We start from the raw sequence: 25,639 nt of genomic DNA, 5'->3' as shown, positions 1-25,639 counted from the left end.
CCTTACGTGTTCGCAGCGCCTTTGATTCCGGCCGGGGGCCCCTCCGTACCGATGGATGCTCGACTGAGAGGCGAAACTGATCATGCGCGTACTTCTCGTGGGAGCCGGTGGCGTGGGCACGGCGATCACCCGGATCGCGGCCCGGCGGCCGTTCCTCGACACCATGATCGTGGCCGACTACGACCGCGCACGCGCCGAGGCGGCCGTCGCGTCCCTGGGGGAGCGGGGCGGCCGCTTCCGTGCCGAACAGGTGGACGCGCAGGACGAACAGGCCGTCACGGCACTGCTGCGCCGCCACGGGTGCGACGTCCTGCTCAACGCCACGGACCCGCGCTTCGTGATGCCGCTGTTCCAGGCGGCGCTCGCGGCCGGCGTCACCTATCTGGACATGGCGATGTCGCTGTCCAGGCCGCATCCCGAGCGCCCCTACGAGGAGTGCGGCGTGAAGCTCGGCGACGCGCAGTTCGCCCAGGCCGACGAGTGGGTGGAGCACGGCGCGCTGGCGCTGGTCGGCATGGGCGTCGAGCCGGGCCTGTCCGACGTCTTCGCCCGCCACGCGGCCGACGAACTCTTCGACCGGATCGAGGAGATCGGCATCCGCGACGGGGCCGACCTCACGGTCGACGGACTCGCCTTCGCCCCGTCCTTCAGCATCTGGACGACGATCGAGGAATGCCTCAACCCGCCGGTGGTCTACGAGGCGGAGCGGGGCTGGTTCACGACCGAGCCGTTCAGCGAACCCGAGGTGTTCGACTTCCCCGAGGGCATCGGACCCGTCGAGTGCGTGAACGTCGAGCACGAGGAGGTCCTCCTCGTCCCACGGTGGATCGACGCCCGGCGCGTCACCTTCAAGTACGGCTTGGGCAGCGAGTTCATCGACACCTTGAAGACCTTGCACCTGCTGGGGCTCGACCGCACGGAACCCGTCACCGTGCCCGGCCCCGGGGGTGCGGTCGCCGTCTCGCCCCGGGACGTCGTCGCGGCGTGCCTGCCCGACCCGGCCACCCTGGGCGAACGCATGCGGGGCAAGACCTGCGCCGGCACCCTGGTGCGCGGCCTGAAGGACGGCGAGCGGCGCGAGGTGTACCTGTACCACGTCGTCGACAACGAGTGGTCCATGGCCGAGTACGGCTGCCAGGCCGTGGTGTGGCAGACGGCGATCAACCCGGTCGTCGCCCTGGAACTCCTCGCGTCGGGCGCCTGGACCGGCAAGGGCGTCCTCGGCCCCGAGGCCTTCCCCGCCCGCCCCTTCCTGGACCTGCTCACCGAGTACGGGTCCCCGTGGGGCATGCGGGAACAGTGAGGGCCCGCGCCTTGCTCGCGCCTCTGTCCGACCACGGAACACCAGGATGTTCCTCTTGCCGTGGCGCTGACGGTGAGCGATCCTCGGCCGGTGGCGGGACAGCGGAAGAGGCGTGAACGGCAGGGGAGAGGGCGGTGGGCCGCCGACGGTCCGGCGCCCGGGGCCGGTCGCTGGGAGGTGCTGCTCGAGACCCAGGACGAGGCGCGATGGCGGGATCACCTGCGTGGCCTGCGTGCCGCCGGAGGCCGGATCGACTGGTCCATGACGCGGATCGACGTGTGGTGCGGTCGGCAGGTCCGGCCGACCACCTACCGGCTGAGCCTGTTCGTGCCGCGCACCGTGCGCGAAACCCGTAGTTCCGTGAGGTAGCGCTTGGTGACGCGGCCCTCGTGGCGGCGGTCGATCAGCGCGGCGACGCACTCCAGCAGGCCCTCCCGGGCGGCGGGTGGGAGGGCCCGGTGGCCGGAGTAGGTGCGCAGGACGTCCAGGTACTGGGCCGTCGTGTACGTCGACTCCCATGTGTGGCGCCGGGTGTCGACGGGACCGAAACGGCCGCTTCGCGCGACCTCCTCCGCGTGGGACGAGGTGTCGACGTCCTGTGCGGCGGGAAGCCGCAGCCCGGGTGGTGTGGCCGGGTCGAAGCGCTCGTAGCAGTGCTGGACCTCGGCGAAGAACTCCTCGCTGCCGCCGGCCACATGCTGCGTCGCCACCACGGCGAGCGCACCTCCGGGCCGCAGCGCGTCGGCCGACCTCACCATCCGGACCGCCGGATCGATCCAGTGGAAGGCGGTCGCCGAGACGACCGCGTCGAACCGCTCGGCCGGCAGGGGCCAGGTCTCGAAGTCCGCGGTCACGATCTCCACCGAGTCGAACCGGGCCAGGTGGCGCCGGGCCACCGCGGCCATGCCCGCGCCCAGTTCGACCGCGGTGACCCGGCACCCGCGCTCGGCGAGCGGCAAGGTCGCCTTGCCGGTGCCCGCCCCCACCTCCAGGACGCGGCAGCCGGGGCCGACGCCGGCCAGTTCGGCGAGGTCGTCGAACACCTCCCGGGGATACCCGGGCCTGGCCCGGTCGTACAGCTCCGCGTCCTCGTCGAAGGTACGGCTCAGCCGGACCCGGCGCGTCTCGTCAGGCGTGTCGTCGCGCATGCCAGGCACGGTAGATCCTCCGGGAGCAAGGAGAGCCCCACCGACGCCCTCCACACGCCACTCGGCACCACGCGCCAAGGGGCCCGCCCCCCGGAGGGCCGAGCCCCGGAGGGCCGAGAGCCAAGCCCCGGGGGGACTCTTGCCGGATGGCGAACCTGCGGACAGCCAAGCCCCCGGAGGGCCAAGCCCTGGGGGCTCCAGCGCGGTCGGCACCGAGCGCGCCGGAGGGCCGACCGCCGGAGAGTCAAGCCCCCGGGAGGGCCGAGCCCCGGGAGGGTCGAGCCCCGGGAGGGCCGAGCCCTGGAGGGCCGAGAGTCGGTAGAGCCGAGCCCCGGAGGGCCAAGCCTCGGGGGGCTCCAGCGCGGCCGGCACCAAGCGCGCCGGAGGGCCGACCGTCGGAGAGTCAAGTCGCGGAGGGTCGAGCCCCGGAGGGCCAAGCCCCCGGAGGGGCAAGCGCCGGAGGCCTGAGAGCCGAGCCCTGGAGGGCCGAGCCCTTGGAGGGCCGAGCCCTGGAGGGCCGAGAGTCGGTAGAGCCGAGCCCCGGAAGGCCAAGCCTCGGGGGGATCCAGCGCGCCCGGCACCAAGCGCGCCCGAGGGCCGACCGTCGGAAAGTCAAGCCGCGGAAGGTCGAGCCCCGGAGGGGCAAGCCCCCGGAGGGGCAAGCCCCCGGAGGGGCAAGCGCCGGAGGCCCGAGAGCCGAGCCCTGGAGGGACGGACTCTTGCCGGAAGGCGAAGCTCCGGAGAGCCAAGCCCCGGGAGGGCCGGGTCCCGGAGGGCCGACTGTCGGAGGGTCGTAAGATCGAGAGCCGTGCCCGGGAGGGCCTTTCGCCCCGAGGCGAAGCCCCGGAGAGCCGAGCCCGGAAGGGCCGTGCCCCGAGAGAGCCGAGCCCCCGGAGGGGCTGGTGTCAAAGGGCCCCGCCTTACGCCGCGATGACGGCGACGCCCGTCCTGCCTCCGTCGACGTCGACCACGGTCCCGTGCACGAAGGCCGCCTCCTCGCTGGCCAGCCAGACCACGGCCCGCGCCACGGCGTCCGGAGTGCCCACGCCACCGGCGGGGGTCCCCTTCATCATGATCTCGCCCGCGTGGGGCTCGCTGCCCGGGGGAGCCGGAGGCAGGATCACACCGGGCGAGACGGCGTTCACGCGCACGCCCGCCGGCCCGAACTCCGCCGCCCACGCCCGGGTGAGCGTCTCCATGGCGCCCTTGGTGGAGCTGTAGAGGGCGCCGAGCGGAACGCCCAGCCGCGCGATCCACGACCCCAGATTGACGATCACCCCGCCGCCGGCCTCCCGCATCCCCGGGACGACGGCGGCGGTCAGGAAGAACGGCGCCTTCACGTTGACCGCGTAGACCTTGTCGAAGGTGTCCTCGTCGGTGGCCACGGTGCCGGGTGCCGGATAGATTCCGGCGTTGTTCACCAGGATGTCGATCCGCCCGCCCAGGGTTTCCCGCGCGCGGTCGGCCAGGTCCTGCGAGGCCCGCCTGCTGCCGTCGAGGTCCGCGGCGAGGAAGTCCGCGCGGCCACCGGCGGCGCGGATCCTGTCGGCCGCCTGGGTCCCTCGTTCCTGATTCCGCCCGGACACGATGACGTGGGCCCCTTCTGCGGCGAACGCCTCGGCGATCGCCAGCCCGATGTTGCTGGTCGACCCCGTGACCAGCGCTGTCCTGTCCCTCAGCCGTTCGCTCATGACGCCCGTCTCCTTCTCGTTCCTCGACGTGCGGACCACGGTGCCTCGCGAAAAATGGACCGGCAAGTCCAGACGCGGCGGGCATAAAATGGACCTTCTGGTCCAGATGGGCAGGCGAGAGGAAGCAAGATGCCGCACGCACCGACCGCGAAAGGACGGGCCACCCGGGCCCGCATCGTCGAGGGGGCTGCCGAGGTCCTGCGCGAACAGGGTGTCGCCTTCACGACGCTGGACGACATCCGTGGCCGCACCGGCACCAGCAAGAGCCAGCTCTTCCACTACTTCCCCGAGGGCAAGGACGAGCTGCTGCTGGCGGTGGCCCAGTTCGAGGCGGACCGTGTCCTTGAGGACCAGCAGCCCCATCTCGGACGGCTGGACTCCTGGGAGTCCTGGCACCAGTGGCGGGACCTGGTGGTGGAACGTTACGAACGCCAGGGCGACCACTGCCCCTTGGGGTCACTCTTCCTGCAGGTCGGGCGATCCCGCCCCGGAGCCCGCGCGATCGTCACGGAGCTCATGCGTCAATGGCAGCGGCAACTCGCCCGCGGCATGCGGGTCATGCAGGCGAACGGCCTGGTGTCGCCCGTCCTCGACGTGGACCGTTCGGCCGCCGCGCTGCTGGCGGGCATCCAGGGAGGGGTGACCATCATGATGTCCACGGGCGACTCCACCCACCTCAAGGCCGCGCTCGACACCGGCATCGCACACCTGCGGGCGGCGGGTTCCGGACAGGGCGACCGGTGGTAGCTGCAAGATCATCTGACATCGCAGATGTTCGCCGCTACGCTCACATCACGACCAAACTCTGCACCGAACTCATTCTGAAATGATCAGTTAGTGATCGTCTAGCGATTCATCGTACTGTTCCTGGCAGTTCGCAGAGACAGGGAGTTGACCCCCATGCACAACCAGGACGCGGCCTCGCCCGACGCGGGTGGCGAGCGGCTCGTCGCCGGGCGGTACCGACTGCTGTCCGTCCTCGGTGAGGGCGGCATGGGCACCGTGTGGCGCGCCCGCGACGAGGTGCTCCATCGTGAGGTCGCGGTCAAGGAGGTGCGTGCCGCGGTCGAACTCCCCGCCGAGCGCACCGCGCGGATGTACACCCGGCTGGAGCGGGAGGCGTGGGCGGCGGCGCGGGTCAACGCCCGCGGCGTGGTGACCGTCTACGACGTGGCCACCTTCGACGGCCGGCCCTGGATCGTGATGGAACTGGTCCGGGGCCGCTCCCTGGCCGATGTGATCGCCGCCGAGGGCGCCATGGCGCCGAAGGAGGCCGCGCGCATCGGTGTCGAGGTGCTGGCGGCGCTGCGCGCGGCGCACGGCGCGGGCGTGCTGCACCGTGACGTGAAGCCCGCCAACGTCCTGCTCGGTGACGAGGGCCGGGTCGTGCTGACCGACTTCGGGATAGCCACCGTGGAGGGGGACACGGCGCTGACGCTGACCGGCGAGGTCGTCGGATCGCCCGAATACCTGGCGCCGGAGCGGGCGTTGGGACGGACGCCGGGCACGGCTTCCGACCTGTGGTCGCTGGGCGCGCTGCTCTACACGGCCGTGCAGGGCCGTTCGCCGTTCCGCCGCACGACGGCACTGGCGACGCTGCGCGCCGTGGTGGACGACGAACTTCCGCCGCCGCACCGGGCGGGAGCGCTCACACCGGTCATCGAGGGCCTCATGCGCAAGGACCCCGAGGCGCGCATGACCGCGGAGCAGGCCGCGCGGGAACTGCACCTGGCCGCGGGGGAGCCGGCGCTCCCCCCGGAGCCGGACGCCACCACCGACGCGGCCGTCGCCACGACCACCGCCGTCGCGACGAGTTCGGCCACGGCCGCCGTCACGGCCGGGGTGACGGCGGCGGTCACGGCGGCGCAGGAACTGCCGACCGCCGTGTCCGCCACCGGAGAGACCGTGCCGATCCCGGCCGCCGAGGACACGACGGCCACGGTCGCCGCGAGCGGCACGACGGCGGTCACCCCCGCGACGGGGCGTCCCACTTCGGCGCAGGAACTCCCGACCGCCGTGTCCGCCACCGGGGGGACCGTGCCGACCCCGGCCGCCGAGGACACGACGGCCGTCACCCCCGCGACGGGGCCCTCGGCGACGGGGCATTCGGCACCGGGTCGGCCCACGTCGGAGGAGCGTACGGCGGTGTCGGCCGCCGCACCCGGCGGGACGGCGACCGCGCCGGTGCCAGGGGTCTCGGCGGCGCCCGCCGCGGCCGTGCCGTCGCCGATGCCCTCGTTCGGGCCGCCGCCCGCCGGGGCGGGGTTCGGGCCGGTGATCCCGCCGCCGGGCCCCGGCTTCGGGCACGGCACCGGCGGCGCGCCGGCCCCCGCGCGGCGCAACCGTCGTACCGCGTACCTGATCGGTGCCGGAGCCGCCGCGCTCGTCCTGCTCGGCGGCGGCCTGACCTACGCCCTCATGGGCGACGGTGACGGGGACGCGGACGGCGGGAAGGGGGGCAGCGCCTCGCAGCCCGTGTCGGTGACAGTGGCGGGCAACGCGACCACGTACGACGGGAGTTGCCCGCCGGGCGACGGCCAGGAGCCCTGGTTCACCGCGACGTTCACCACCACCCGGCCTCCCGTCCAGTTCTCGTACCGGTGGGTCTCGGAGAACGGCTCGGTGGTCGACCGGCAGTGGCGGACGCTGACGATCCGGGAGGGCGAGCCGACGACCCGGCAGGAGACGGTGCGGCTGTCGACGTATGCGCAGGAGGGGACGCTGCAGAGCGCGATGGCGGTGGAGATCCGGTCGCCGTTCGACGCGAAGTCCAACTCCGTCCCCTTCTCGGTGACCTGTCGGCCCGACGGCGCGTGACCTCGCGCGGCGACATGTCGCACATACTTCAACCAACCTGGCTTTTCCCTAAGGAGTTTCCGTGTTGTCGGTCATCGTGGGACGCACCGGTCCCTTCGCCGGTCAGAGCGTGGTCCTCGGCGACGCATCGCTGACGTTCGGGCGCAAGAGTGACAACGACGTCATCATCGTCAGCGTCAGTGCCTCCCGCCTGCATGCCGAGATCGTCACGGAGAACGGCGCCTACGTGCTGCTGGACCGCGACAGCAGGAACGGCACCTATGTCAACGACAAGCGCGTCACCCGGCACGAGCTGACGCCCGGCGACACCATACGCATCGGCGACGAGACCTTCCTGTTCGAGACGCAGGAGGCCGTGGAGACGGTCATGGACCTCTCCCAGCTCGCCCTGCCCCGCGCCGGCGCCGCCGTGGACCCCGGCGTGCTGCGGGTCACGGTGAGCGGCGGCGGCCCGGTCGGCCTCGCCTTCGCCCTGCTGCTGGAGGAGGCACTTCGCGGGCGGGTCTCGGTCACGGTCTACGACGGCCGGTGGATCCGCAGCGGCACCGACGTGGTCTGGAAGGACGAGACGCACGGCAACGTCCGCCGCCAGCAGGTCGTCACCGTCCAGAGCCGGCAGTACCTCGCGCTGACGGAGGAGATGGGGGAGGCGCTGTTCGGGGACGGCCACTTCTCCGAGATGTGGCCGCTGGGGCCCGACTCCGTGAACGGGCGGCCGCCGCGCAACATCCGCATCGCCCACGTCGAGGACCGGCTGCTGGAACTGGCCAACACCAAGTCCGCGATCCGGCTGGTCCCCAAGCGGTTCGACCCGGCCGAGCACGAGCACCTCGTCGCCCGCGACCATGTGCTGGTGATCTGCGAGGGCGGGCGCTCCCGCACCCGTGAGCACTTCGCGGACCGCTTCGGCGCCGCCGACGCCTCCATCTACTCCCTGGACGGGGAGCACCTCCAGGACGTGGTGCTGGGACTGCGGGTCAAGTCCCGCCTCACGGACCCGATGAGCGTCCTGCTGACGGTGGCGCAGAACCGCTTCCTGCTCAACTCGCTGCGCGGCGAGGGCTTCCTCAACATGCGGCTGACCCGCGAGGAGGCGCGCAACGTCATCGGAATCGACCCGGTGCGCCAGGTCTTCGAGGAGTGCATCGCGGCCCGGCCGTGCGTGATGAGCCGTCAGGAGGACAACGAGTTCGTCTGTCCGACCCACGGCACGCTGTTCCTGCCCGCACTGCTGCGCAGCTCCCCGCTGTGGAAGCGGATCCAGGAGGGGCTCCGGCTCTTCGGTGTCGCCGAGGACGACCTCAGCGCGGTCACCTCGTTCCGGCTCGACATGGTGCAGCGGCCGCGGTTCACCGCCCAGCTCACCCGTCCGGCCGCCGACCGCCCCGGGACGTACGGCTTCCTGCTGGGCGACGCGGCCAACGCCATCCACTTCTGGCCCGGCCGCGGCCTGAACAGCGGTCTGGCCTCGGCCCTCTCGCTGGCCCGTTCCCTCAGCCGCGTCTGGCAGGGCCGCCCGCTGCGCGACGCGGACTTCATCCGCCACGAGGCGGCGATGTCGATGCTCCAGTACCGCCACAAGAGTCGCGCGTGGAACGCGATGGTCACGACGGACGAGCGAGGCGTCACCCGAGCGATCAAGGACATCATCGACGGCAGCATGGACGGTGCGCAGGGCCCGGTGGCCGGCGTCGCGGGACCTGCCGCCGGGACTCCCGGGGGCGCCGTGCCCACGGGACCGGCGGAGCAGGACCTGGAGCTCCTGCTGGACCGGTTGCGGGCGATCAGGGACCGCCTCGCCGCGCGTCTGCCGGGCCTGCCCGACGACGAGGAACTGCGGGCCCACCTCTCCGTGCTTGCGCCCGCGACCCTGCGCACGCTCCAGCAGAGCGGTGCGTGGGACACGCTGATCGTCGGCGGTGAGGAGGCGGACATCGACATCTTCTACCAGCAGGACGCCCCGGTCTTCGTCCCCGCCACCCCCGCGGCGACCGACCAGCTCCTGGACCCCCGCACACCGGCCTGACGACCTGCCCCTGCCCCGTGACCGGTGCCGCGCGCTCCGGCGCGCGCCCACGGGGCGGGCGGGCTCCGGCTGATCACGGGGCCGGCGGGCGCGGCGACGATCAGGCGGGCGAGGAGCGCGTTCGCGGATCGCTGTCCGGAGCGCGGCCGGACGCCCCCTGCGCGCTCAGCGCCGGCCCGCGTGCCGGCTCGAAGTCGCCACGGTCCTGGTGGAAGAGCGGCAGTTCCACCCGCAGGGTGGTGCCCGCGGAGCGCGGACTGTCGACGCTCATCCGGCCGCCGAGCGCCTCCACCCGGTCCTTGAGCCCGACCAGGCCCGTACCCCCGTCGAAGTCGGCACCCCCGACACCGTCGTCGCGGACCGCCAGGTGCAGCACCGTCTCGTCCTCCGCGACCGTGACCGTGACGGCCGTGGCGCGGGAGTGTTTGACCACGTTGGTGAGCGCCTCCGATATGACGTAGTAGCCGCTCACCTGGACCTGCTTGGGGAGGTTCCCCACGGTGTGGACCGCGAGGTCGACCGGTATGGGGCAGCGTCGCGCCAGCGCTTTGAGCGCCGAGACGAGACCACCGGTCGCGAGGACCGAGGGGTGGATGCCGCGCGCCATCTCGCGCAGTTCCTCCGACGCGCCCGTCAGGCCGTCTCCCACGTCACGCAGCCGCGCCCGCAGCTCTTCCAGTTCCGGCGGCACCATGTCCTGCGTGGAGCCCACGAGCAGCACCAGCGACACCAGACGCTGCTGGACGCCGTCGTGGAGGTCACGCTCGATGCGTCGGCGCGCCTCGTCGGCGGCGTTGACGATCCTGGCCCGCGAGGCCGACAGCTCGGCGCGTGCCTCGGCGTTCTCCACGGCGGTCGCGACGAGTTCGGTGAAGCTCGCGATCTTCGCCTCGGTGTCCCCGGGAAAGGGCTTGTCCTTGGTCGTGGACGCGGCGATGACCCCCCACAGCCGCCCGCCGACGGTGACCGGGCAGCCCACCGAGGAGCGGATGCCCTTGGCGCGGGCCTCCTGCGCGATCGGCCCCGTGGCCCCCGCGAAGCTCTCGATCCGCACCGGCCGGCCGCTGTGGCGCACATTGCGGGCGACGCTCAGCCCGCTCAGGTCGAACCGGGTGCCCACCCGCAGCGGATCGGACTGCCGGTTGCGGCTCCAGGCGGCGACGCCCGTGACGGTTCCGTCCGCCTCGTAGCGCTCCATGCGGGCCACGTCGGCTCCGCAGAGCAGACCGACCTCGCGGGTGACGGCCTCGAAGACCTCCGAAGGGGGACACGAGCGGGCGACCAGGGTCGCGACCTGGCGCAGCGCCGCATGCTCCTCCGTCAGGCGCTGCGCCGCCCGCAGGGCCCGCCGCATCCGGGCCGCCAGATGCCCCACGACCAGCGCGGTCAGGACGAAGACGATCAGGGCGACGATGTCCTCGGAGTTGGCGACCGGGAACGCCTGGAACGGAGGGACGAACAGGTATCCGTAGACGAGGACGCACAGGACCGACGTGATCAGCGCCAGTCCCGTCCCCCAGACGACGGCCACGGGGAGGACGACCAGCAGATAGAGCACCGAGAGGTGCAGTGAGGCAGTGTGCGGCCGGAGAAGTGCGATGAACCCTGTCATCGCGGCCACCATGATCACGCTGGCGAACAGCCGGTTCGACCACCGTAGACCCGGCGAGCGGATCCAACGCCGTCCCATCCGATCGCTTCCCTGGCCGACAAGAACTGACGTAATTACCCAAAGTATGACATACGCGGGTAATCCCAAGTCGGCCGGTGCGGGACGGGAGGCGTCACCATGCGTAGGCGATGTCCGCCCAGTGGACGGCGCGTCCCGCTTCGCGGCGGTCGCCGTGGGCGGCGGCGAGCTGATCGATGATCAACAGCCCTCGGCCGTGCTCGTCGTCGGCGAGGTTCGCCGCCCAGTCGTCGCAGGCAGGACCTCCGTCCGAGACCTCGACGTGCACGCGTCCGGTGTCGTGGTTGCAGCCGAGCCCCATGCACAGCGGCGGTTGCGCGTGCTGTACGGCATTGGCGACCAGTTCCGAGACGGTCAGCAGGACGGAGTCCGCGACGTCGCCGACGACGCCCCACCCGCTCAGCAGTTCCTGGGCGATCGTCCGCGCCTCCCCGGCGGCCTCCGGAAGGTGGGCCAGGGCCCAGGGGCGGGCCGACGTCTTTCCGCTGTGGTCGTGCGTCACTGCCATCACCTCCTTCCTTCGACGGCGCCGCCCGGCTCGGAGGTGCCGTCCGTGCCATGTGTTCCCATGGTCACTTCCGCCACCCCCGGATGTCTTCCAGGCCAGCGCCCAACGTGTGTACCGGTCAGCGGGAAGGGCGTGGCGCGGCGCACACGAATGCGGCGCGAACGGCTGTGAATACAGCTAGCAGGGATGCCGCCGAGGTACCGCCCTGGGATTCTGTACGCATGCTGCGCTGCCTGATCGTCGACGACAACGACTACTTCCTGAGTGCCGCTCGCTGCCTGCTGGAGCGCCAGGGAGTCAGCGTCGTGGCCGTGGCGTCCGACGGCGCCCAGGCAGTGCGGCTCGCGGAGCGGCTCAGGCCGGACGTGGCGCTCGTGGACATCAACCTCGGCGCCGAGTGCGGCTTCGACCTGGCCGTGCGGCTGCAGGGCGAGGCCGGACCGGCGGCCCTGGTGGTGATCCTGATCTCCAGCCACTCCGAGGACGACTACGCGGACCTGATCGAGGCGAGCCCCGCGGTGGGCTTCCTGAGCAAGACGGCGCTGTCCGGCGACGCGATCGGAGCGCTGCTCGCCGGCGCGCACGACAGTCATCGGCGCGGCCCGGTCAACGGGCCTCCAGGAAGGTGATCACCGCTCGGACACGACGGTGGTCGTCGTCGGTCTCCGGCAGGTTCAGCTTGGCCAGAATGCTGCGCACGTGCTTCTCCACGGTGCCCTCGGTGACCCACAGCCGCCGGCCGATCCCGGCGTTGGACCGGCCCTCGGCCATGAGCTCCAGCACCTCCCGCTCGCGGGCGCTGAGCACGTCCAGCGGATCCGACCGGCGACGCACGGACACCAGCTCCTGCACCAGTGCGGGGTCCACCACCGAGCCGCCCCTGGCGATCCGCTGCAGCGCGTCGAGGAACTCCCCCACGTCACGCACGCGGCTCTTGAGCAGATAGCCGATGCTGCGGCCGCTGGCCAGCAGCTCCATCGCGTGCTCCACCTCGGCGTGCGCCGACAGGACGAGGATGCCCATGGTGGGGAACTCGTGCCGGATGGTGCGTGCCGCCTCCAGCCCCTCGGTGCTCTGCCCCGGCGGCATCCGGATGTCCACCACCACCAGTTCCGGTGTCACCTGCCGGACCACGTCGAGCAGCTGCGGCGCGTCGGCGGCCTGACCCACCACCGTGCAGCCCGAACGCTGCAACAGGCTGGCCAGCCCTTCCCGCAGCAGTACGTCGTCGTCGGCGAGGACGACCCGCAGATCCGCCGCGGCCGGTCCGTCCTCGGACGGCCCGTCCCCGGCGCTGGTGGCTCCTGGCGTCATAACCACATTGTCGGCGAGCCTCGGCGGGTGGGCACGCGGCGAGGCGCCGAGCCGCACGCGTGAACGCGCCGGGACACGACTCAGGGCCGGTCGGTGGAACCGACCGGCCCTGACGGGAGAGCGGGACCCTCACCCGCCCTTGGATGCGCTCAGTGGCCGCCGCCGCCGTGGCCGCCGCCCCCGTGGCCGCCACCGCCGTGACCTCCGCCGTGACCTCCGCCGTGACCGCCGCCATGGCCGCCACCGTGGCCTCCGCCGTAACCACCGTGGCCACCGCCGTAGCCGCCGTGGCCACCGCCGTAACCCCCGTAGCCACCATGACCGCCGTAGCCGTAGCCGTCGTGCCCGTAGCCGCCACGGTCGTGGTGGTAGCCACCGTCGTAGCTGCTGTTCCACCAGTTGCCGTCGCCGTCGTCGTGGAAGTGACGGTTCGTGGTGACGGAGGCGCTGTGCGCCTCCGAGGGGACACTGGCGGCACTGGCGGCTCCGACCCCTGCGAAGCTCAGGGCTGCCACGGCGACAGGAACGGAAGCCAGGCGCGCGATCTTGGATGCCTTTGCGTTCATGATGAGTCCTTCCAGAAACGGAACAGTCTGTGCTGCGGGTCGTTTCTTCGGGCGCCGTGGCGCAGCCGCAGCAGCACGTGATGCTGAGCCTGCGGTGGCGGCTACTTCACCGCCTCCGCGGTCGGCAACCGAACTGCCTCCAGCTTTGCGCTCGCAGGGAGAGGTGTCTTTGAAGCCAGCGGTGGTTCTCGCCTACCGCTAGCAGGAACCGCCCGCGCGCGGGCGGACGCGCAGCACGCCGGTCAGCAGAGGCAGGGTGAACTCGCCGCGGGCGGTCTCCGGCCTGCTCGCGAGGAAGGCGCGGATCCGGCCCAGCGTGGCGTTCCGTTCCTCGTCCGGCATGACCAGCAGCCCGGCGCGCGTCCCGAGGGTCGCGACCAGGGAGTCGGCGGTACGGAGCTGCCCGTGCGGGAACTCGGCCCGCTCCGGCGAGCCGAACCGGGCGGCCCCGGTGGTCTTCGGAAGGTGTGCCTCGGCCGTCTCCGCGCGCCAACTCGACGGCGTGTCACGCGCTCCCACGACCGCGCTCCCGCCGATTCTCGCGAGCCCGGCGACCCAGTCGACCCGGTCGTCCATGAGGTTCCACAGGCCGGCCAGGACGCCGCCGGGTGAGAGGACCCGGGCGATCTCGGGTCCCGCGACGGCCATGTCGAACCAGTGCATGGCGTTGCCGGCCAGCACGGCGTCGACGGACCCGTCCGGCAGGGGGATCGCCTCGGCACTGCCCGGAAGGGCCCGGACGGCGGGGAGCGAGCGGCGCAGCGCGGTGAGCATCTCCGGGTCGGGTTCGACCGCGACCACCTCGGCGCCCGCGGCGGCGAGCGTGGCGGTCAGTTTGCCGGTCCCGGCGCCGAGGTCGAGGACACGGGGGCCGGGCGCGGGTGCGAGTGCCCAACTCACCGCTGACCGGGCGTAGTCCGGACGGTGCGCGGCGTAGGCGCCCGCCGCCGCGCCGAACGACGAGGCGTGCAGCAGCCGCTCCTCCTGATCCACGCGGCAACGCTACCGACGCCACCGCGGGTCGACCAGGGCACGCACCCAAGTCCGTGGGCGTCGGCGGACGTTGACCGTCTCAGGCCTCCAGCAGCGGTAGATCGGGAAGCAGCTTCTCGATGGTGATGGGGAAGTCGCGGACACGGATCCCGGTCGCGTTGAACACCGCGTTCGCGACCGACGCGCCGGCCCCGCAGATGCCCACCTCACCGACGCCCTTCGCGCCCAGCGGGTTGGCCTTGTCGTCGTACCCGTCCAGGACGACCGCGTCGACGCCGGGGATGTCGGCGTGCACCGGCACCAGGTAGCCGGCGAAGTCGCGGTTCACGAAGGCGCCCGAGCGGGGGTCGACCACGGCCTCCTCCTCCAGGGCCGCGCCGACGCCCCAGATCATGCCGCCGATCAGCTGCGAACGGGTCGTGATCGGATTGAACACGCGGCCCACCGAGAACACGCCGAGCATCCGCCGCAGCCTGATCTCGGCGGTGTCCGCGTCGACGCCCACCTCGGCGAAATGCGCCCCGTAGGTGTTGATCGAGTACTCGGAGTAGTTCGGGTCGTCGCCCATGAAGCGGACCTGGCCCTCCGCCTCGAACCCTTCGGGACCGCTGCGCGCGACGATCTCGCCCAGGTCGTCGAGGGCCCCGCCGATGCGCACGCCGCCGCCGTGGAACTCCGCGCCCGTCGGATCCAGGCCGTGCAGGGGGGAACGCTCGTCACCACACGCCGCCTCCACCAGCTTCGTACGCAGTGCCGCGCACGCCCGGTCCGCCGCGGTGCACGAGTTGGTGGCGCCCCACGAGCCTCCGGACCCCCAGCTGGTGGGGAAGTCGGAGCGCCCCAGTTCCACGCGCACCCGCTCCAGCGGGAGTCCGAGCCCCTCGGCGGCCACCTGGGTCAGGATCGTGTAGGTGCCCGTCCCGATGTCGGTCATGTCCGTGAGGACGACCGCCTTGCCGTCGGCATCCAACCGGACGCGCACGGTCGTCGGCCCCTGGAAGTGGCCGCGGATGGCGGCCGACATGCCGTACCCGATCAGCCAGCGCCCCTCACGGCGGCCGGCCGGCGTCTCCGGCCGGTCCTCCCAGCCGAACCGGCGCGCCCCCTCGCGCATGCACTCGACCAGATGCCGGTCGCTGTAGGGCACGTCCCGCTCGGGATCGACGGCCGGTTCGTTGCGGATCCGCAACTCCACCGGGTCGATCCCGAGCGTGTGGGCCAGCTCGTCCATCGCCGACTCCACCGCCAGCATGCCCGGCGCCTCGCCCGGCGCCCGGACGTCCGTCCCCCGCGGCAGGTCCAGTGCCGCCAGCCGGTGGCTGGTCAGCCGGTGCGGCGCGGCGTAGAGGCTGCGGGTGGTGGCGGCCGTCTGCTCGGCGTACTCGACGTCCGGGTTGGTGTGCATGGTCACGTCGTGGGCGATCGCCGTCAGCCGACCGTCGCGCTCGGCGCCCAGCCGGACCCGCTGGCTCGACGTCGGGCGCATGCCGACGAGCTGGAACACCTGCTGACGCGTCATCGCGATCTTGACCGGGCGGCCCAGCTCGCGGGCGGCGATCGCCGCGAGGATGGTCTCGGAATGGATGCCCAGCTTGGAACCGAACCCGCCGCCGACGAAGGGCGTGACGACGTGCACGCGCGCCGGGTCCATCCGCAGCGTGGCGGCCACCGAGGCCTGCGCCGCGTCGACGATCTGGGAGCTGACGTAGACGATCAGGTCCTCGCCGTCCGGGGCGGCCATGCACGAGTTGGGCTCGATCGGCAGCGAGAACTCGTAGGGCGTCGTGTACTGCTGGTCGAGCTGGACCTCCGCGGCGGCGAACCCGGTGTCGAAGTCACCCACCGCGGTGTCCGTGGGGATGCCCGCGTTCACCACCTTGGGGATGTACACGTCGTCCTCGAACTCACCGAAGTCGAAACGCCCGCGGCCGGTGCTGTAGGTGACGTCGACGAGATCGGCCGCGGCCCGGGCCTGCTCGAAGGTCGTCGCGACCACCAGGGCAACCGGTTCGCCGTGGTAGTGGATGTCGGCGCCGGTCATCACCGGCTGGGCGCGCCAGTACTCGAAGGGGATCGACTCGTCGCGCGGGCCCTGGACCGGCGCGTTGAGGTACGTCATCACCCACAGCACGCCCGGCGCGCGCTCGGCGTCCTCGGTGTCGATCCGGCTGATGCGGCCCTTGCCGATCGTCGAGCCGACGATGAAACCGTAGAGCGGTTGGCCGGCCTCCCAGTGCTCGTAGGCGTAGGTGGCCCTGCCGGTGGCCTTCAACGGTCCGTCGACGCGGTGCACGGCGTGCCCGATCATGTCGCCTCCTCAGCTCGCCCCGGCCACCTGCGCCAGCGTGCGGCACAGTGTGCGTCCGGCCAGGTCGATCTTGAAGTCGTTGTGTCCCCGCCCCACCGCGTCGCGCATCGCCTCCGCGGCCGCCGCGCGATACGTCGCCATCGTCGCCGGACGGCCGATCAGCGCGGCCTCCGCCTCGGGGGAGCGCCACGGCTTGTGCGCCACACCGCCGAACGCCACGCGCGCCTCACTGATCATTCCCTGATCGGTGGTCGACATCAGGGCCGCGACGGAGACCAGCGCGAACTCGTACGACGCCCGGTCGCGCACCTTGCGGTACTTCTGCCGCCCAGGTGGGGGCGGGGGCAGGACGACGGCCGTGATCATCTCACCGGGCCGCAGCTCGTTCTCGATGTGCGGCGTCTCGCCGGGCAGCCGGTAGAAGTCCCCGATGGCGACACGGCGTACCGCCTGCTCGGCGTCGACCAGTTCGATCTCGGCGTCCAGCGCGGCCATCGCGACGGCCATGTCCGACGGATGGGTGGCGATGCAGGAGTCGCCGGCGCCGAGGATCGCGTGGCTGCGGTTGAACCCGCCGATCGCCGAGCACCCCGATCCGGGATCGCGCTTGTTGCAGCCGGCGGCGGTGTCGTAGAAGAACGGGCAGCGTGTGCGCTGCAGCAGATTGCCGCCGGTGGAGGCCTTGTTGCGCAACTGACCCGACGCGCCCGCGACCAGCGCCTCCGACAGCATGGGGTAGCGGGCGCGCACGCGCGGATCCCCGGCCACCACCGAGTTGACCGCCTGCGAGCCGATGCGCATCGTGCCGTCCGGGAGATCCTCGATCTCCCGCAGCGGCAGCCGGCTGATGTCGACCAGATGACTGGGCGTCTCGATGCCGAGCTTCATCAGGTCGAGCAGGTTGGTGCCGCCGCTGATGTACTTCGCGCCGTTGCCGGACACCGAGGCGACGGCGGACGGTACGTCCGTCGCGCGCTCGTAGGTGAAGGACCTCATCGCGGGCCACCTCCCGCCGTGCTGCGGATGGCCGCGACGATGTTCGGATAGGCGGCGCACCGGCAGATGTTGCCGCTCATCCGCTCGCGGATCTCCTCGTCGGTCAGGGCGACCTCCGGCGCGGCCACGTCGGCGGTGGCATGGCTGGGCCACCCCGCCTCGACCTCGGAGAGCATGCCGACGGCCGAACAGATCTGGCCCGGTGTGCAGTAGCCGCACTGGAACCCGTCGTTCTCCACGAAGGCGCGCTGCATGGGGTGCATGGCCTCCGGGTCGCCCAGACCCTCGACCGTGACGACCTCGTCGTCCTCGTGCATGACGACGAGCGACAGGCAGGAGTTGACGCGCCGGCCGTTGACCAGCACGGTGCAGGCACCGCACTGCCCGTGGTCGCACCCCTTCTTGGTCCCGCTCAGGTGCAGATGCTCGCGCAGCGCGTCGAGCAGCGTGGTGCGCGGATCCACCTCCAGTTCCCGCACTTCGTGGTTGACGCTCAGCCTGACCGCCGAGACGGGGACCGAACCGGCCCGGTTCGGTCCCGTGGCGTCCATGTCCGCTTCGCTCATCGCGGCCCGCCTTCCTCACTAGGTGCGGGTGTGTGCTGGACGGTGCCGCCGCTCCTGGCAGCGCTCGAGGCGGCCCGGCGCCGGCGCCGGGCACGGTCCTCCGTCCCAGGCTCTCGCGAAACTCACCGCGCCGCGCGTCGGGGCCGACGCGTCGCTCGACGGTGGGTCGCGGCCGGGGACCCGAACGGTCCCGCGACGAGTTCCGGCCGGGGCCCGTCGCCGCGATGAGTTTCGGCCGGAGCACCGGTCTGTTCCGGTGACCGTCGCGGATCGCCGTACGGCGCTGCCTGGCACGAGAGACCACGGAGGACACCATGACGACCCCGCCGGACGCCCCGGACACCCCCCTGCCCGGCCACCCGCCCGTCGTCGACCTGGCCACGTGGCAGGCCGCCCGTGACGAGCTTCTGGTCCGCGAGAAGGCCCACACCCGGGAGGGCGACGCCCTCGCGGCGGCCCGCCGCCGGCTGCCGATGGTGGAGCTCGACGGGAAGGTGGAGGTGGTCGGCCCCGACGGCCCGGTGCCGTTCCTGGACCTCTTCCAGGGCCGCGAGGAGCTCGTGGTCTACCAGCACATGTGGTACGACGGCGCGCCGCACCAGGGGCAGTGCGAGGGCTGCACCACCACCGCCTGGCATCTGAAGGACGCCGTCTACCTCAACGCCCGCGGCGTCTCGTTCGCCGTGCTGACCACGGGCCGCTGGGAGGAGGTGGCGCCCTATGTCGCGTTCATGGGCTACACCCAGCCCTGGTACTCGGTGCGCGACGTGGAGGGGCCGGTCGGCGGGCCCATGGGCCACCTCACCAGCTTCCTGCGTGTGGGGGAGCGCGTGTTCCTCACCTACTCCACGACCGGACGAGGCAACGAGCGGGTCAACGGGTCACTGGGCCTGCTCGACATGACGCCCCACGGCCGCGGTGAGCGTTGGGAGGACAACCCCGAAGGCCGGCCCGAAGGGCAGGCCCCGTGCTGGTCCTGGCGCTCCGACGCGGACGGCGACGCCACGTGGGGCCCGACCAGCCGCCCCGTGCCGCAGTGGACCCGCCCCGGAGCGACTCCGGTCGAGAGCCTGGGCAGGCAGGGCCGTTGTCACTGACACCCGCCCATGCGGGCGGGCCCGGTCGTGCGACCGGGCCCGGGTGCGCGCGTCGGTGCCGCTGTGGTCAGCCGAACTGGCCGGGCTGGTAGCTGCCGGCGGGCTGCTGGTTGATGACGTTGATGCGGTTGTAGGCGTTGATGACGGCGATGAGGGAGATGAGGGCGGCGAGTTGGTCCTCGTCGTAGTGCTTGGCGGCGTTGTGCCAGGCTTCGTCGGTGACGCCGCCGGCGGCGTCGGCGATGCGGGTGCCTTGTTCGGTGAGTTCGAGGGCGGCGCGTTCGGCGTCGGTGAAGACGGTGGCTTCGCGCCAGGTGGCGACGAGGTTGAGGCGTTGCTGGGTTTCGCCGGCGTGGGTGGCGTCCTTGGTGTGCATGTCGGTGCAGAAGCCGCAGCCGTTGATCTGGCTGGCGCGGATCTTGACGAGTTCCTGGGTGGTGGTCGGCAGGGTGGATTCCGTGACGACCTTGTTGGCGGTGTTGATGTGGCGGAGCACCTTGCCGGCGAAGGCGTTGCCGAAGAAGTTCAGACGCGGTTCCATGGGGATCTCCTGGTCGGGTACCGGGTACGCAGTTCAGACAGGGCAGCCCCACCGCCTGTGACGACACGAACTGTGGTGTGCGTCACGTGCTCGACGAAGTCCCCGTGCTCGCCCGGACTCACTGGGTCTGATCCACCGGCCGGACCAGGATCTCGTTCACGGCGACGTGTTCGGGCTGGGTGACGGCGTACAGGACCGCGGCGGCGATGTCCTCGGACCGCAGGGTGCGCATGGACGCCGCCATGTCCCTGGCCATGGCCCGCATCGTCTCGTCGGTGATGTGGCCGGTCAGCTCCGTCGAGACGAATCCCGGCTCGATCACGACGACGCGTACGCCCTCCTTCGTGACCTCCTGGCGCAACGCCTCGGAGAAGGCGTTCACGCCGAACTTGGTCGCCGAGTACACGCCGCCCGCGGGGGACGCCGTGCGGCCCGACGTCGAGGAGACCTGCACCACCGTCCCCTTGGAGCGCAGCAGGTGGGGCAGCGCCGCGTGGACCACGTACATCGAGCCGAGCAGGTTGGTCTCCACCATGCGCGTCCACTCCCTGGTGTCCGCGCCGAGGATCATGCCGCTGAGCATGAGGCCCGCGTTGTTCACCACGACGTCGAGCGCGCCGAATCGCCCGACGGCTTCCGTGACCGCGTCCTGCACCGACCCCTGGTCGGTGACGTCGAGCGCGAGCGGCAGCAGCTCACCGGGGGCCTCCTTCGCCAGCGTCTCCAGCCGGTCGGTCCTGCGCGCCCCGGCGACCACCTTGGCGCCCGCCTCCGACAGAGCGAGGGCCGTCGCCCGGCCGATGCCCGACGAAGCGCCGGTGACCAGGGCGACTTTTCCTGTGAGTGTGCTCATTTCGACCTCCGAGATACGTGGCTGCGCCGGGCGCTCCGAAGGAGGGCCACGGGCGGCGCGGCAGAAGATGACCGATGGGTCATGTTGAGCGTAGCACCCAAGATGACCCGTCGGTCACCTTGCTGGTAGGCTTCTGCGCACGGAGGAGGAGGACATGACCGGAGCCACGACGCCTGCCAACCCGAGGTCGGACATGGTGCGTAACCGGCGCCTGCTGCTGGCCGCCGCCACGTCGGCGTTCGCCGAGCGGGGGATGGACGTGTCGATGGGTGAGATCGCCCAGCGCGCCGGTGTCGCCAAGGGCACCGTCTTCCGGCACTTCGCATCGAAGGACGACCTGCTCGCGGCGATCATGCTCCAGGTGCTCGACCAGCTGCTCGACGCGGCGGAGCGGCTCGGCTCGGCCGACGACGCGGGGGAGGCGCTGCGGGAGTTCATGACCGTGGGAGTGGAGACGCTCGCCGCCGACCGGGCGTTCTGCGAAGTGATCGGACGGCCGTCGTTGCAGCATGCCGAGGTGCGGGACGCCATCGGCCGCCTCTGCGGCGTGGTGGAGACGCTCACCGTCCGCGCCCGGGAGCAGGGGGCGATCCGCGACGACGTCACGGGAACGGACATCGTCCTGCTCCTCGGTGGCATTCACCAGACGGCGGAGCCCCTGCTGGCCACGCAGCCACAGGCCTGGCGCCGCTACCTGGCGCTGGCCTTCGACGGCCTGAGCGCCGCCGGCGCGCGCACCCTGCCGCACCCGCCCCCGGGGCGCCTCGACCTCGGCGATTCCCCCTCCGCCCCCGCGAGGTGACGGACTCCGCCCCCGCGAAGTGACGGACGGCGTCCGCCGAGTCGCGCCGCCCGTCCGGAGTCGGCCCCGCGGCCCGCCGCAGGCCGTCGCTCAGAGGTCGAGGACGACCTCGGTGGTCGGTGCGCTGCAGCAGACCAGGACGGTCCCGGGCTCGGGGAGTTCGAGCGGTGGGGTGGTGTAGGTGACGTCGCCCGCCACGAGCGGGGTGACGCAGGTGTGGCACACACCGGTGCGGCAGGACCAGCGGGTCGGGATGTCGCAGGCCTCGGCGAGGTCCAGCAGCGAGGTGCGAGCGGCCGACCAGGGTGCGGTGATCCCGCTGCGGGCGAAGGTGACGAGGGGGCCGGCGCCCGGGGGGCCGGCGGGCTGATGCGGACGGGTCGCGGCGGTGGCGGTGACACCGGGATTGACGGCGGTCAGGGCGCTGAACAGTTCCGAGTGGATCCGCTCGGGGCGCAGGCCGTGGTCGCGCAGGAGGCCGCTGAGGCCGTCCATGAAGGAGGTCGGCCCGCAGAGGTAGGCGTCGGCGTCGGCCGGAACGCCGAGGGCCGTGAGCGAGGCGGCGGTCGGGCGACCGAAGGAGATGTCCGCTTCCCCGTCCCGGCGGCTCTCGGCGGTGTAGAAGACGTGCTCGTGCGCGTCGGGGAGTTCTGCCAGCAGCCCGCGGGCCTCCTGCGCGAAGGCGTGCTGGGCCCGGTCGCGGGCGACGTGGATCCACCACACGGGCCGCGGGTCCCGTGCGGCGGCGAGGTGGTGCAGCATGGCGAGCACAGGAGTGACACCGATTCCCGCGGAGGCGAGGACGACCGGCCGGTCGCTCCCTTCGAGCACGAACGTGCCGCGCGGACTCGCGACGTCCACGAAGTCACCCGGGTGAAGCGCGGCATGAAGGTAACCGCTGACCTTCCCGTGCGGCTCGTGCTTCACGCTGATGCGGTAGGTGCTGGTCGTGGGCACCGAGGACAAGGAGTAACTGCGCACCTCAGGGGCGGCGCCGCCGACCGGGAGCCGGAGGGACAGGTACTGTCCCGGGCGGGCCTCGGGCAGGGGCGGGCCGTCGCTGCCGTCGGTGCTGTCGAGGTAGATGGACGAGACGGTGGGGGTCTCGGGGACGATACGGGCCACGCGCATGGTCCTGAACCCGGGCCATCCCGGCGGCTGTCCCGACTGCCCGGCCTGCCCGGACTGTCCGGCGGCGGCCAGCTCGCGGAACGACTGCTGCCAACCGGGGCTGAGGGCGGGGATGTTCAGTGCTCTGCGCAGCGTCTCGGGATCACGGCCTGGCAGGTAGAGCAGCGCGTCCGTGTCGGCGACGCTGAGTTCTTCGGGACCCCTGCGGGTCAGGGTGACGGCGTCGCCGGCCTGCACGCGGCCTTCTGTGATCACCCGCAGATAGAAGCCGGGCCGGTGGTGGGCGACCAGCAAGGAGGCCATGGCCGGTTCGCCCAGCCGCATGCCGACGCGGTAGCAGGTCACCCGGGGCTGGGTGACCTCGAACTCGGCCTCACCGATGCGGTACCGGTCGCCGATGCACACCTCTTCGTCGGGCAGGCCGTCGACGGTGAAGTTCTCGCCGAAGCTCCCGAACGTCAGATCGTCGCGGCCCAGTTGCTTCCGCCAGTACTCATAGGACTGAAGCTGGTAGACGAGCACGGCCCGGATCTCGCCGCCGTGCCCGGCCAGGTCGCCTTGACCGTCGCCCTCGACGTTCAGGCGGCGGACCATGCGCGGCCCCTGGACGGGTGCTTTCCACGCCCCGGTGCGGACGGTCCTTCCCTGCCAGGAAACGTCCTGGGGCATCCCTACGTTCACGGACAGCAGCGTTGCCATCGCGGACCTCCTGCGGGGTGGTCGGCCGGGGTCTGCTCCCGGGCGTGAACTGCTAGTCGGGCACGGCCCCCTTGGTGCGCTGATAGTGGCGTCGGGCCTTCATGCGGTTGCCGCAGACCGCCATGGAGCACCAGCGGGCCATGTTCGTCTTGCTGCGGTCGATCAGGAAGAGACGGCACTCCGGATTGGCGCACGGCCGCAGCCGGTCGGGCTGGGTCTGCCGCGTCTCGTTCCACGCCAGCACGGCCTCGGCGGCCAGCCGCCGCTCGGCGGGGGCGTCCAGCTGCCACGACACCCCGTCGGAGGACACGTGCGGGCGGGAGACGACGCCCTTCAGGAGCGGCGCCAGCGAGGTCGCCGGGAGACTGCCGCGCACCACGTCCTGGAGGGTCTCGCGCGCCCGCAGCAGGTGGCGCAGCTCGTCCACGGTTCCGGTGCCGCCGTGGGCCCGCTGCCATCGCTCGGCCGCGTCCGGGTCCGCCAGCGCGTCCCGTACGACGCCGCCGATCAACGGCGTGCTGTTGAGGAGCTCCAGCAGGGTCTCCTGCTGCTCGGGGTCGGCCACCGCCATATCTCCTAACCAATCACATCTACTGAGCAGGTTACATGACCACACCACGGTAGACACCTTGTGGGCCTAACCTCTGTGACCATCTTGACAGGTTAGGTCGGGTGTGCTGCACTGAAAAACATAACCACCGAAGCGCGAGAAAAAGGTTAGAGACATGATCTCACCGGTTCACCACCGCACCGCCACCGTCGACGGTCTCGACGTCTTCTACCGCGAGGCAGGCGACCCGGGAGCGCCGGTCGTGGTGCTCCTCCACGGCTTCCCGACCAGCTCACACATGTTCCGCCGGCTGATCCCGGAGCTCGCCGACCGCTACCGCGTGATCGCTCCCGACCACATCGGGTTCGGACAGTCCGCGATGCCCACCCTGGAGGACTTCCCCTACACCTTCGAGGCCCTCACCGACGTCACCGACGGACTGCTCCAGCAACTCGGTGTCGACCGCTTCGCGATGTACGTGCAGGACTACGGCGCCCCCATCGGCTGGCGGCTGGCCCTGCGGTCCCCGGAGCGCGTCACGGCGATCATCACCCAGAACGGCAACGCGTACGAGGCGGGCTTCGTCAAGCCCTTCTGGGACGGCGCCTTCGCCTACGCCCAGGCCCCCGGCCCGGACACAGAGGGACCCATGCGGGCCGCCCTGACCCCCGAGATCACCCGCTGGCAGTACCTGAACGGTGTCGCCGACCCCAGTCTGGTCAGCCCCGACAACTGGGTGCACGACCAGGCGCTCCTGGACCGTCCCGGCAACGACGAGATCCAGCTCAAGCTCTTCCGCGACTACCCGACCAACGTGGACCTCTACTCGCGGATCCACCAGTACTTCCGCGACTCCCAGGTCCCGCTCCTGGCGGTCTGGGGCGCGGGCGACGAGATCTTCGGCCCCGCCGGCGCGGAGGCGTTCCGCGACGATCTCCCCGATGCCGAGGTCCGTCTGCTGGAGTCCGGGCACTTCGCCCTGGAGAGCCATCTCGAGACCATCACCGAGCACATCCGCGACTTCCTCGCACGCGCCCTCGTGTGACGTACCGGGCATGAGGGCGGTTCGCGGACGCCTCGGGGCACCGGACCTCGCGCACCCCCCCTGCCGCCCCTTTCGCCCCCGACACCCCAAGGAGCACGCCATGGGACTGTCCTGGCAGCAAGGCCCCCTCGCCCCGGGGACCGTCGGGCACTTCCTGACCCCGGCCCCTCTGCCCGAACGCCTCCTGTTCGCCGAGCGGTTGCGCCGCCGCATGCGCGTCAGGTTCAACGACATCTGGATCGCCGACAGCGAGCAGGTGACGCTGCTCCACGAACCGGGCCGCTACCCCGTCGCCTACTTCCCCCACGCGGACGTCGGGGCGGAGGCTCTGGTCGCGAGCGGCAAGGTCACCCGGCACCGGGACCTCGGCGACACCACCTGGTACGCGGTGCGCGCCGGTGACCGTACGACCGAGCGCGCCGCCTGGGAGTTCACGGGGCTGCCCCCGCACGCGGCCGTCCTCCAGGGTCATGTCGCGTTCGCCTGGCGGGCGATGGACGCCTTCCACGAGGAGGACGACCGCATCCTGGGACATGCCGCGGACCCCTACCACCGCATCGACATCCGCAACACCTCCCGCGTCCTCGAGGTCCGTCTCGGCGACACCGTGATCGCCCGCTCCGAACACCCCCTGGTGCTCTTCGAGTCGGGGTTCGCCCCACGCTGGTACGTCCCGCGCGCCGACATCGACGAGAGCCGGTTGCGCGCCGTCGGCGGCCGGACCTTCTGCCCCTACAAGGGCCTGTGCGACTACTACGACATCGGCGAGGCGCGCCGCGCCGCGTGGACGTACCGCACCGCGTACCGGGAGGTCGACCGGATCGGCGACCTGGTGTCCTTCGAACCGGACAAGGTGGAGGTCTCGCTCGACGGCAGGCCGCTGCTTCTCGAACCCGGTCAGCACGTCGTCCCGCACGGCATCGACCGAGGCCTGGACGTCGACGAGGCCGGCTGAGGCCCGCCGCCCCGACGGCCGGCCGGATCCCCTGGGAGCC

General features: G+C 71.8%; 23 protein-coding genes. 9 read left to right on the top strand and 14 right to left on the bottom strand.

Features of this window, described 5'->3' with window-relative positions; genetic code table 11:
• Positions 1 to 82: 82 nt before the first annotated feature.
• On the top strand, positions 83 to 1,303 hold the full coding sequence (locus ACZ7LV_RS17420; protein WP_471940213.1) for a saccharopine dehydrogenase family protein: 1,221 nt from the start codon (positions 83 to 85) through the stop codon (positions 1,301 to 1,303).
• A 308-nt stretch (positions 1,304 to 1,611) separates the two neighbouring features.
• Here the strand turns inward: ACZ7LV_RS17420 and ACZ7LV_RS17415 are convergent, their stop codons facing one another.
• Both ACZ7LV_RS17415 and ACZ7LV_RS17410 read right to left on the bottom strand, forming a co-directional pair.
• A complete protein-coding gene (locus ACZ7LV_RS17415; RefSeq protein WP_471940212.1) occupies positions 1,612 to 2,451 on the bottom strand; it encodes a class I SAM-dependent methyltransferase in 840 nt (279 codons plus the stop codon).
• A gap of 920 nt (positions 2,452 to 3,371) precedes the next feature.
• Positions 3,372 to 4,142, bottom strand: a complete 771-nt coding sequence (locus tag ACZ7LV_RS17410; RefSeq protein WP_471940210.1) for an SDR family NAD(P)-dependent oxidoreductase — start codon at positions 4,140 to 4,142, stop codon at positions 3,372 to 3,374.
• A gap of 129 nt (positions 4,143 to 4,271) precedes the next feature.
• Here ACZ7LV_RS17410 and ACZ7LV_RS17405 point away from each other — a divergent pair, with 129 nt between their 5' ends.
• The 3 genes from ACZ7LV_RS17405 to ACZ7LV_RS17395 all read left to right on the top strand — a co-directional run bounded on the left by ACZ7LV_RS17405 (position 4,272) and on the right by ACZ7LV_RS17395 (position 8,985).
• Complete coding sequence (locus ACZ7LV_RS17405; RefSeq protein WP_471940208.1) at positions 4,272 to 4,889, top strand: TetR/AcrR family transcriptional regulator; 618 nt, start codon at positions 4,272 to 4,274, stop codon at positions 4,887 to 4,889.
• 153 nt (positions 4,890 to 5,042) lie between these two features.
• The gene (locus ACZ7LV_RS17400; RefSeq protein WP_471940206.1) at positions 5,043 to 6,959 is read left to right on the top strand and encodes a serine/threonine-protein kinase; all 1,917 of its coding nucleotides are present in this window, start codon (positions 5,043 to 5,045) and stop codon (positions 6,957 to 6,959) included.
• A gap of 61 nt (positions 6,960 to 7,020) precedes the next feature.
• Complete coding sequence (locus ACZ7LV_RS17395) at positions 7,021 to 8,985, top strand: FHA domain-containing protein (protein WP_471940205.1); 1,965 nt, start codon at positions 7,021 to 7,023, stop codon at positions 8,983 to 8,985.
• Between the two features lie 100 nt (positions 8,986 to 9,085).
• Here ACZ7LV_RS17395 and ACZ7LV_RS17390 read toward each other — a convergent pair whose 3' ends face one another.
• Both ACZ7LV_RS17390 and ACZ7LV_RS17385 read right to left on the bottom strand, forming a co-directional pair.
• Positions 9,086 to 10,609, bottom strand: coding sequence for a sensor histidine kinase (locus tag ACZ7LV_RS17390; protein ID WP_471940485.1), 1,524 nt, complete (start codon positions 10,607 to 10,609; stop codon positions 9,086 to 9,088).
• 160 nt (positions 10,610 to 10,769) lie between these two features.
• The gene (locus ACZ7LV_RS17385; protein WP_401670309.1) at positions 10,770 to 11,183 is read right to left on the bottom strand and encodes an ATP-binding protein; all 414 of its coding nucleotides are present in this window, start codon (positions 11,181 to 11,183) and stop codon (positions 10,770 to 10,772) included.
• A 221-nt stretch (positions 11,184 to 11,404) separates the two neighbouring features.
• Here ACZ7LV_RS17385 and ACZ7LV_RS17380 point away from each other — a divergent pair, with 221 nt between their 5' ends.
• On the top strand, positions 11,405 to 11,812 hold the full coding sequence (locus ACZ7LV_RS17380; protein WP_471940203.1) for a response regulator: 408 nt from the start codon (positions 11,405 to 11,407) through the stop codon (positions 11,810 to 11,812).
• Here ACZ7LV_RS17380 and ACZ7LV_RS17375 read toward each other — a convergent pair.
• The 6 genes from ACZ7LV_RS17375 to ACZ7LV_RS17350 all read right to left on the bottom strand — a co-directional run bounded on the left by ACZ7LV_RS17375 (position 11,790) and on the right by ACZ7LV_RS17350 (position 17,926).
• On the bottom strand, positions 11,790 to 12,497 hold the full coding sequence (locus tag ACZ7LV_RS17375) for a response regulator (protein ID WP_471940202.1): 708 nt from the start codon (positions 12,495 to 12,497) through the stop codon (positions 11,790 to 11,792). The two genes, ACZ7LV_RS17380 and ACZ7LV_RS17375, sit on opposite strands and share 23 nt — an antisense overlap.
• A gap of 149 nt (positions 12,498 to 12,646) precedes the next feature.
• A complete protein-coding gene (locus ACZ7LV_RS17370; protein WP_471940200.1) occupies positions 12,647 to 13,063 on the bottom strand; it encodes a hypothetical protein in 417 nt (138 codons plus the stop codon).
• Between the two features lie 198 nt (positions 13,064 to 13,261).
• Complete coding sequence (locus tag ACZ7LV_RS17365; protein ID WP_471940199.1) at positions 13,262 to 14,056, bottom strand: class I SAM-dependent methyltransferase; 795 nt, start codon at positions 14,054 to 14,056, stop codon at positions 13,262 to 13,264.
• 79 nt (positions 14,057 to 14,135) lie between these two features.
• Positions 14,136 to 16,364: a molybdopterin cofactor-binding domain-containing protein gene (locus ACZ7LV_RS17360; protein WP_471940198.1), complete on the bottom strand. Its 2,229-nt coding sequence runs from the start codon at positions 16,362 to 16,364 to the stop codon at positions 14,136 to 14,138.
• A gap of 9 nt (positions 16,365 to 16,373) precedes the next feature.
• Positions 16,374 to 17,360, bottom strand: coding sequence for an FAD binding domain-containing protein (locus ACZ7LV_RS17355; RefSeq protein ID WP_471940196.1), 987 nt, complete (start codon positions 17,358 to 17,360; stop codon positions 16,374 to 16,376).
• Positions 17,357 to 17,926, bottom strand: coding sequence for a 2Fe-2S iron-sulfur cluster-binding protein (locus ACZ7LV_RS17350; protein ID WP_471940195.1), 570 nt, complete (start codon positions 17,924 to 17,926; stop codon positions 17,357 to 17,359). Before ACZ7LV_RS17350 ends, ACZ7LV_RS17355 begins: the two co-directional genes overlap by 4 nt.
• A gap of 314 nt (positions 17,927 to 18,240) precedes the next feature.
• Here ACZ7LV_RS17350 and ACZ7LV_RS17345 point away from each other — a divergent pair, with 314 nt between their 5' ends.
• Positions 18,241 to 19,023: a DUF899 family protein gene (locus ACZ7LV_RS17345; protein ID WP_471940193.1), complete on the top strand. Its 783-nt coding sequence runs from the start codon at positions 18,241 to 18,243 to the stop codon at positions 19,021 to 19,023.
• 67 nt (positions 19,024 to 19,090) lie between these two features.
• Here the strand turns inward: ACZ7LV_RS17345 and ACZ7LV_RS17340 are convergent, their stop codons facing one another.
• A complete protein-coding gene (locus ACZ7LV_RS17340) occupies positions 19,091 to 19,564 on the bottom strand; it encodes a carboxymuconolactone decarboxylase family protein (protein ID WP_471940191.1) in 474 nt (157 codons plus the stop codon).
• A 118-nt stretch (positions 19,565 to 19,682) separates the two neighbouring features.
• Complete coding sequence (locus ACZ7LV_RS17335; protein ID WP_471940189.1) at positions 19,683 to 20,417, bottom strand: SDR family NAD(P)-dependent oxidoreductase; 735 nt, start codon at positions 20,415 to 20,417, stop codon at positions 19,683 to 19,685.
• A 154-nt stretch (positions 20,418 to 20,571) separates the two neighbouring features.
• Between ACZ7LV_RS17335 and ACZ7LV_RS17330 the strand changes: the two genes are divergently transcribed.
• Positions 20,572 to 21,219, top strand: coding sequence for a TetR/AcrR family transcriptional regulator (locus ACZ7LV_RS17330; RefSeq protein ID WP_471940187.1), 648 nt, complete (start codon positions 20,572 to 20,574; stop codon positions 21,217 to 21,219).
• 90 nt (positions 21,220 to 21,309) lie between these two features.
• Here the strand turns inward: ACZ7LV_RS17330 and ACZ7LV_RS17325 are convergent, their stop codons facing one another.
• Both ACZ7LV_RS17325 and ACZ7LV_RS17320 read right to left on the bottom strand, forming a co-directional pair.
• Positions 21,310 to 23,049, bottom strand: a complete 1,740-nt coding sequence (locus ACZ7LV_RS17325; RefSeq protein WP_471940185.1) for an MOSC domain-containing protein — start codon at positions 23,047 to 23,049, stop codon at positions 21,310 to 21,312.
• 52 nt (positions 23,050 to 23,101) lie between these two features.
• A complete protein-coding gene (locus ACZ7LV_RS17320; protein WP_471940184.1) occupies positions 23,102 to 23,620 on the bottom strand; it encodes a CGNR zinc finger domain-containing protein in 519 nt (172 codons plus the stop codon).
• A 154-nt stretch (positions 23,621 to 23,774) separates the two neighbouring features.
• Here ACZ7LV_RS17320 and ACZ7LV_RS17315 point away from each other — a divergent pair, with 154 nt between their 5' ends.
• On the top strand, positions 23,775 to 24,644 hold the full coding sequence (locus ACZ7LV_RS17315) for an alpha/beta fold hydrolase (RefSeq protein ID WP_471940182.1): 870 nt from the start codon (positions 23,775 to 23,777) through the stop codon (positions 24,642 to 24,644).
• Between the two features lie 100 nt (positions 24,645 to 24,744).
• Positions 24,745 to 25,599, top strand: a complete 855-nt coding sequence (locus ACZ7LV_RS17310; protein WP_471940181.1) for a DUF427 domain-containing protein — start codon at positions 24,745 to 24,747, stop codon at positions 25,597 to 25,599.
• The last annotated feature ends 40 nt before the right edge of the window (positions 25,600 to 25,639 follow it).

The sequence above is a fragment of the Streptomyces sp. NPDC107562 genome, from assembly GCF_055657325.1.
This window is presented reverse-complemented; position numbering and strand designations above follow the sequence as displayed.

Excerpts from the sequence above, each read along its gene's own strand:
- ACZ7LV_RS17330 (WP_471940187.1), top strand. The coding sequence starts at position 20,572 with ATGACCGGAGCCACGACGCCTGCCAACCCGAGGTCGGACATGGTGCGT.
- ACZ7LV_RS17335 (WP_471940189.1), bottom strand. The coding sequence starts at position 20,417 with ATGAGCACACTCACAGGAAAAGTCGCCCTGGTCACCGGCGCTTCGTCG.
- ACZ7LV_RS17345 (WP_471940193.1), top strand. The coding sequence starts at position 18,241 with ATGACGACCCCGCCGGACGCCCCGGACACCCCCCTGCCCGGCCACCCG.
- ACZ7LV_RS17325 (WP_471940185.1), bottom strand. The coding sequence starts at position 23,049 with ATGGCAACGCTGCTGTCCGTGAACGTAGGGATGCCCCAGGACGTTTCC.
- ACZ7LV_RS17350 (WP_471940195.1), bottom strand. The coding sequence starts at position 17,926 with ATGAGCGAAGCGGACATGGACGCCACGGGACCGAACCGGGCCGGTTCG.
- ACZ7LV_RS17320 (WP_471940184.1), bottom strand. The coding sequence starts at position 23,620 with ATGGCGGTGGCCGACCCCGAGCAGCAGGAGACCCTGCTGGAGCTCCTC.
- ACZ7LV_RS17375 (WP_471940202.1), bottom strand. The coding sequence starts at position 12,497 with ATGACGCCAGGAGCCACCAGCGCCGGGGACGGGCCGTCCGAGGACGGA.
- ACZ7LV_RS17405 (WP_471940208.1), top strand. The coding sequence starts at position 4,272 with ATGCCGCACGCACCGACCGCGAAAGGACGGGCCACCCGGGCCCGCATC.
- ACZ7LV_RS17390 (WP_471940485.1), bottom strand. The coding sequence starts at position 10,609 with ATGGTGGCCGCGATGACAGGGTTCATCGCACTTCTCCGGCCGCACACT.
- ACZ7LV_RS17360 (WP_471940198.1), bottom strand. The coding sequence starts at position 16,364 with ATGATCGGGCACGCCGTGCACCGCGTCGACGGACCGTTGAAGGCCACC.
- ACZ7LV_RS17340 (WP_471940191.1), bottom strand. The coding sequence starts at position 19,564 with ATGGAACCGCGTCTGAACTTCTTCGGCAACGCCTTCGCCGGCAAGGTG.
- ACZ7LV_RS17420 (WP_471940213.1), top strand. The coding sequence starts at position 83 with ATGCGCGTACTTCTCGTGGGAGCCGGTGGCGTGGGCACGGCGATCACC.
- ACZ7LV_RS17370 (WP_471940200.1), bottom strand. The coding sequence starts at position 13,063 with ATGAACGCAAAGGCATCCAAGATCGCGCGCCTGGCTTCCGTTCCTGTC.
- ACZ7LV_RS17415 (WP_471940212.1), bottom strand. The coding sequence starts at position 2,451 with ATGCGCGACGACACGCCTGACGAGACGCGCCGGGTCCGGCTGAGCCGT.
- ACZ7LV_RS17380 (WP_471940203.1), top strand. The coding sequence starts at position 11,405 with ATGCTGCGCTGCCTGATCGTCGACGACAACGACTACTTCCTGAGTGCC.
- ACZ7LV_RS17310 (WP_471940181.1), top strand. The coding sequence starts at position 24,745 with ATGGGACTGTCCTGGCAGCAAGGCCCCCTCGCCCCGGGGACCGTCGGG.
- ACZ7LV_RS17315 (WP_471940182.1), top strand. The coding sequence starts at position 23,775 with ATGATCTCACCGGTTCACCACCGCACCGCCACCGTCGACGGTCTCGAC.
- ACZ7LV_RS17355 (WP_471940196.1), bottom strand. The coding sequence starts at position 17,360 with ATGAGGTCCTTCACCTACGAGCGCGCGACGGACGTACCGTCCGCCGTC.
- ACZ7LV_RS17400 (WP_471940206.1), top strand. The coding sequence starts at position 5,043 with ATGCACAACCAGGACGCGGCCTCGCCCGACGCGGGTGGCGAGCGGCTC.
- ACZ7LV_RS17410 (WP_471940210.1), bottom strand. The coding sequence starts at position 4,142 with ATGAGCGAACGGCTGAGGGACAGGACAGCGCTGGTCACGGGGTCGACC.
- ACZ7LV_RS17385 (WP_401670309.1), bottom strand. The coding sequence starts at position 11,183 with ATGGCAGTGACGCACGACCACAGCGGAAAGACGTCGGCCCGCCCCTGG.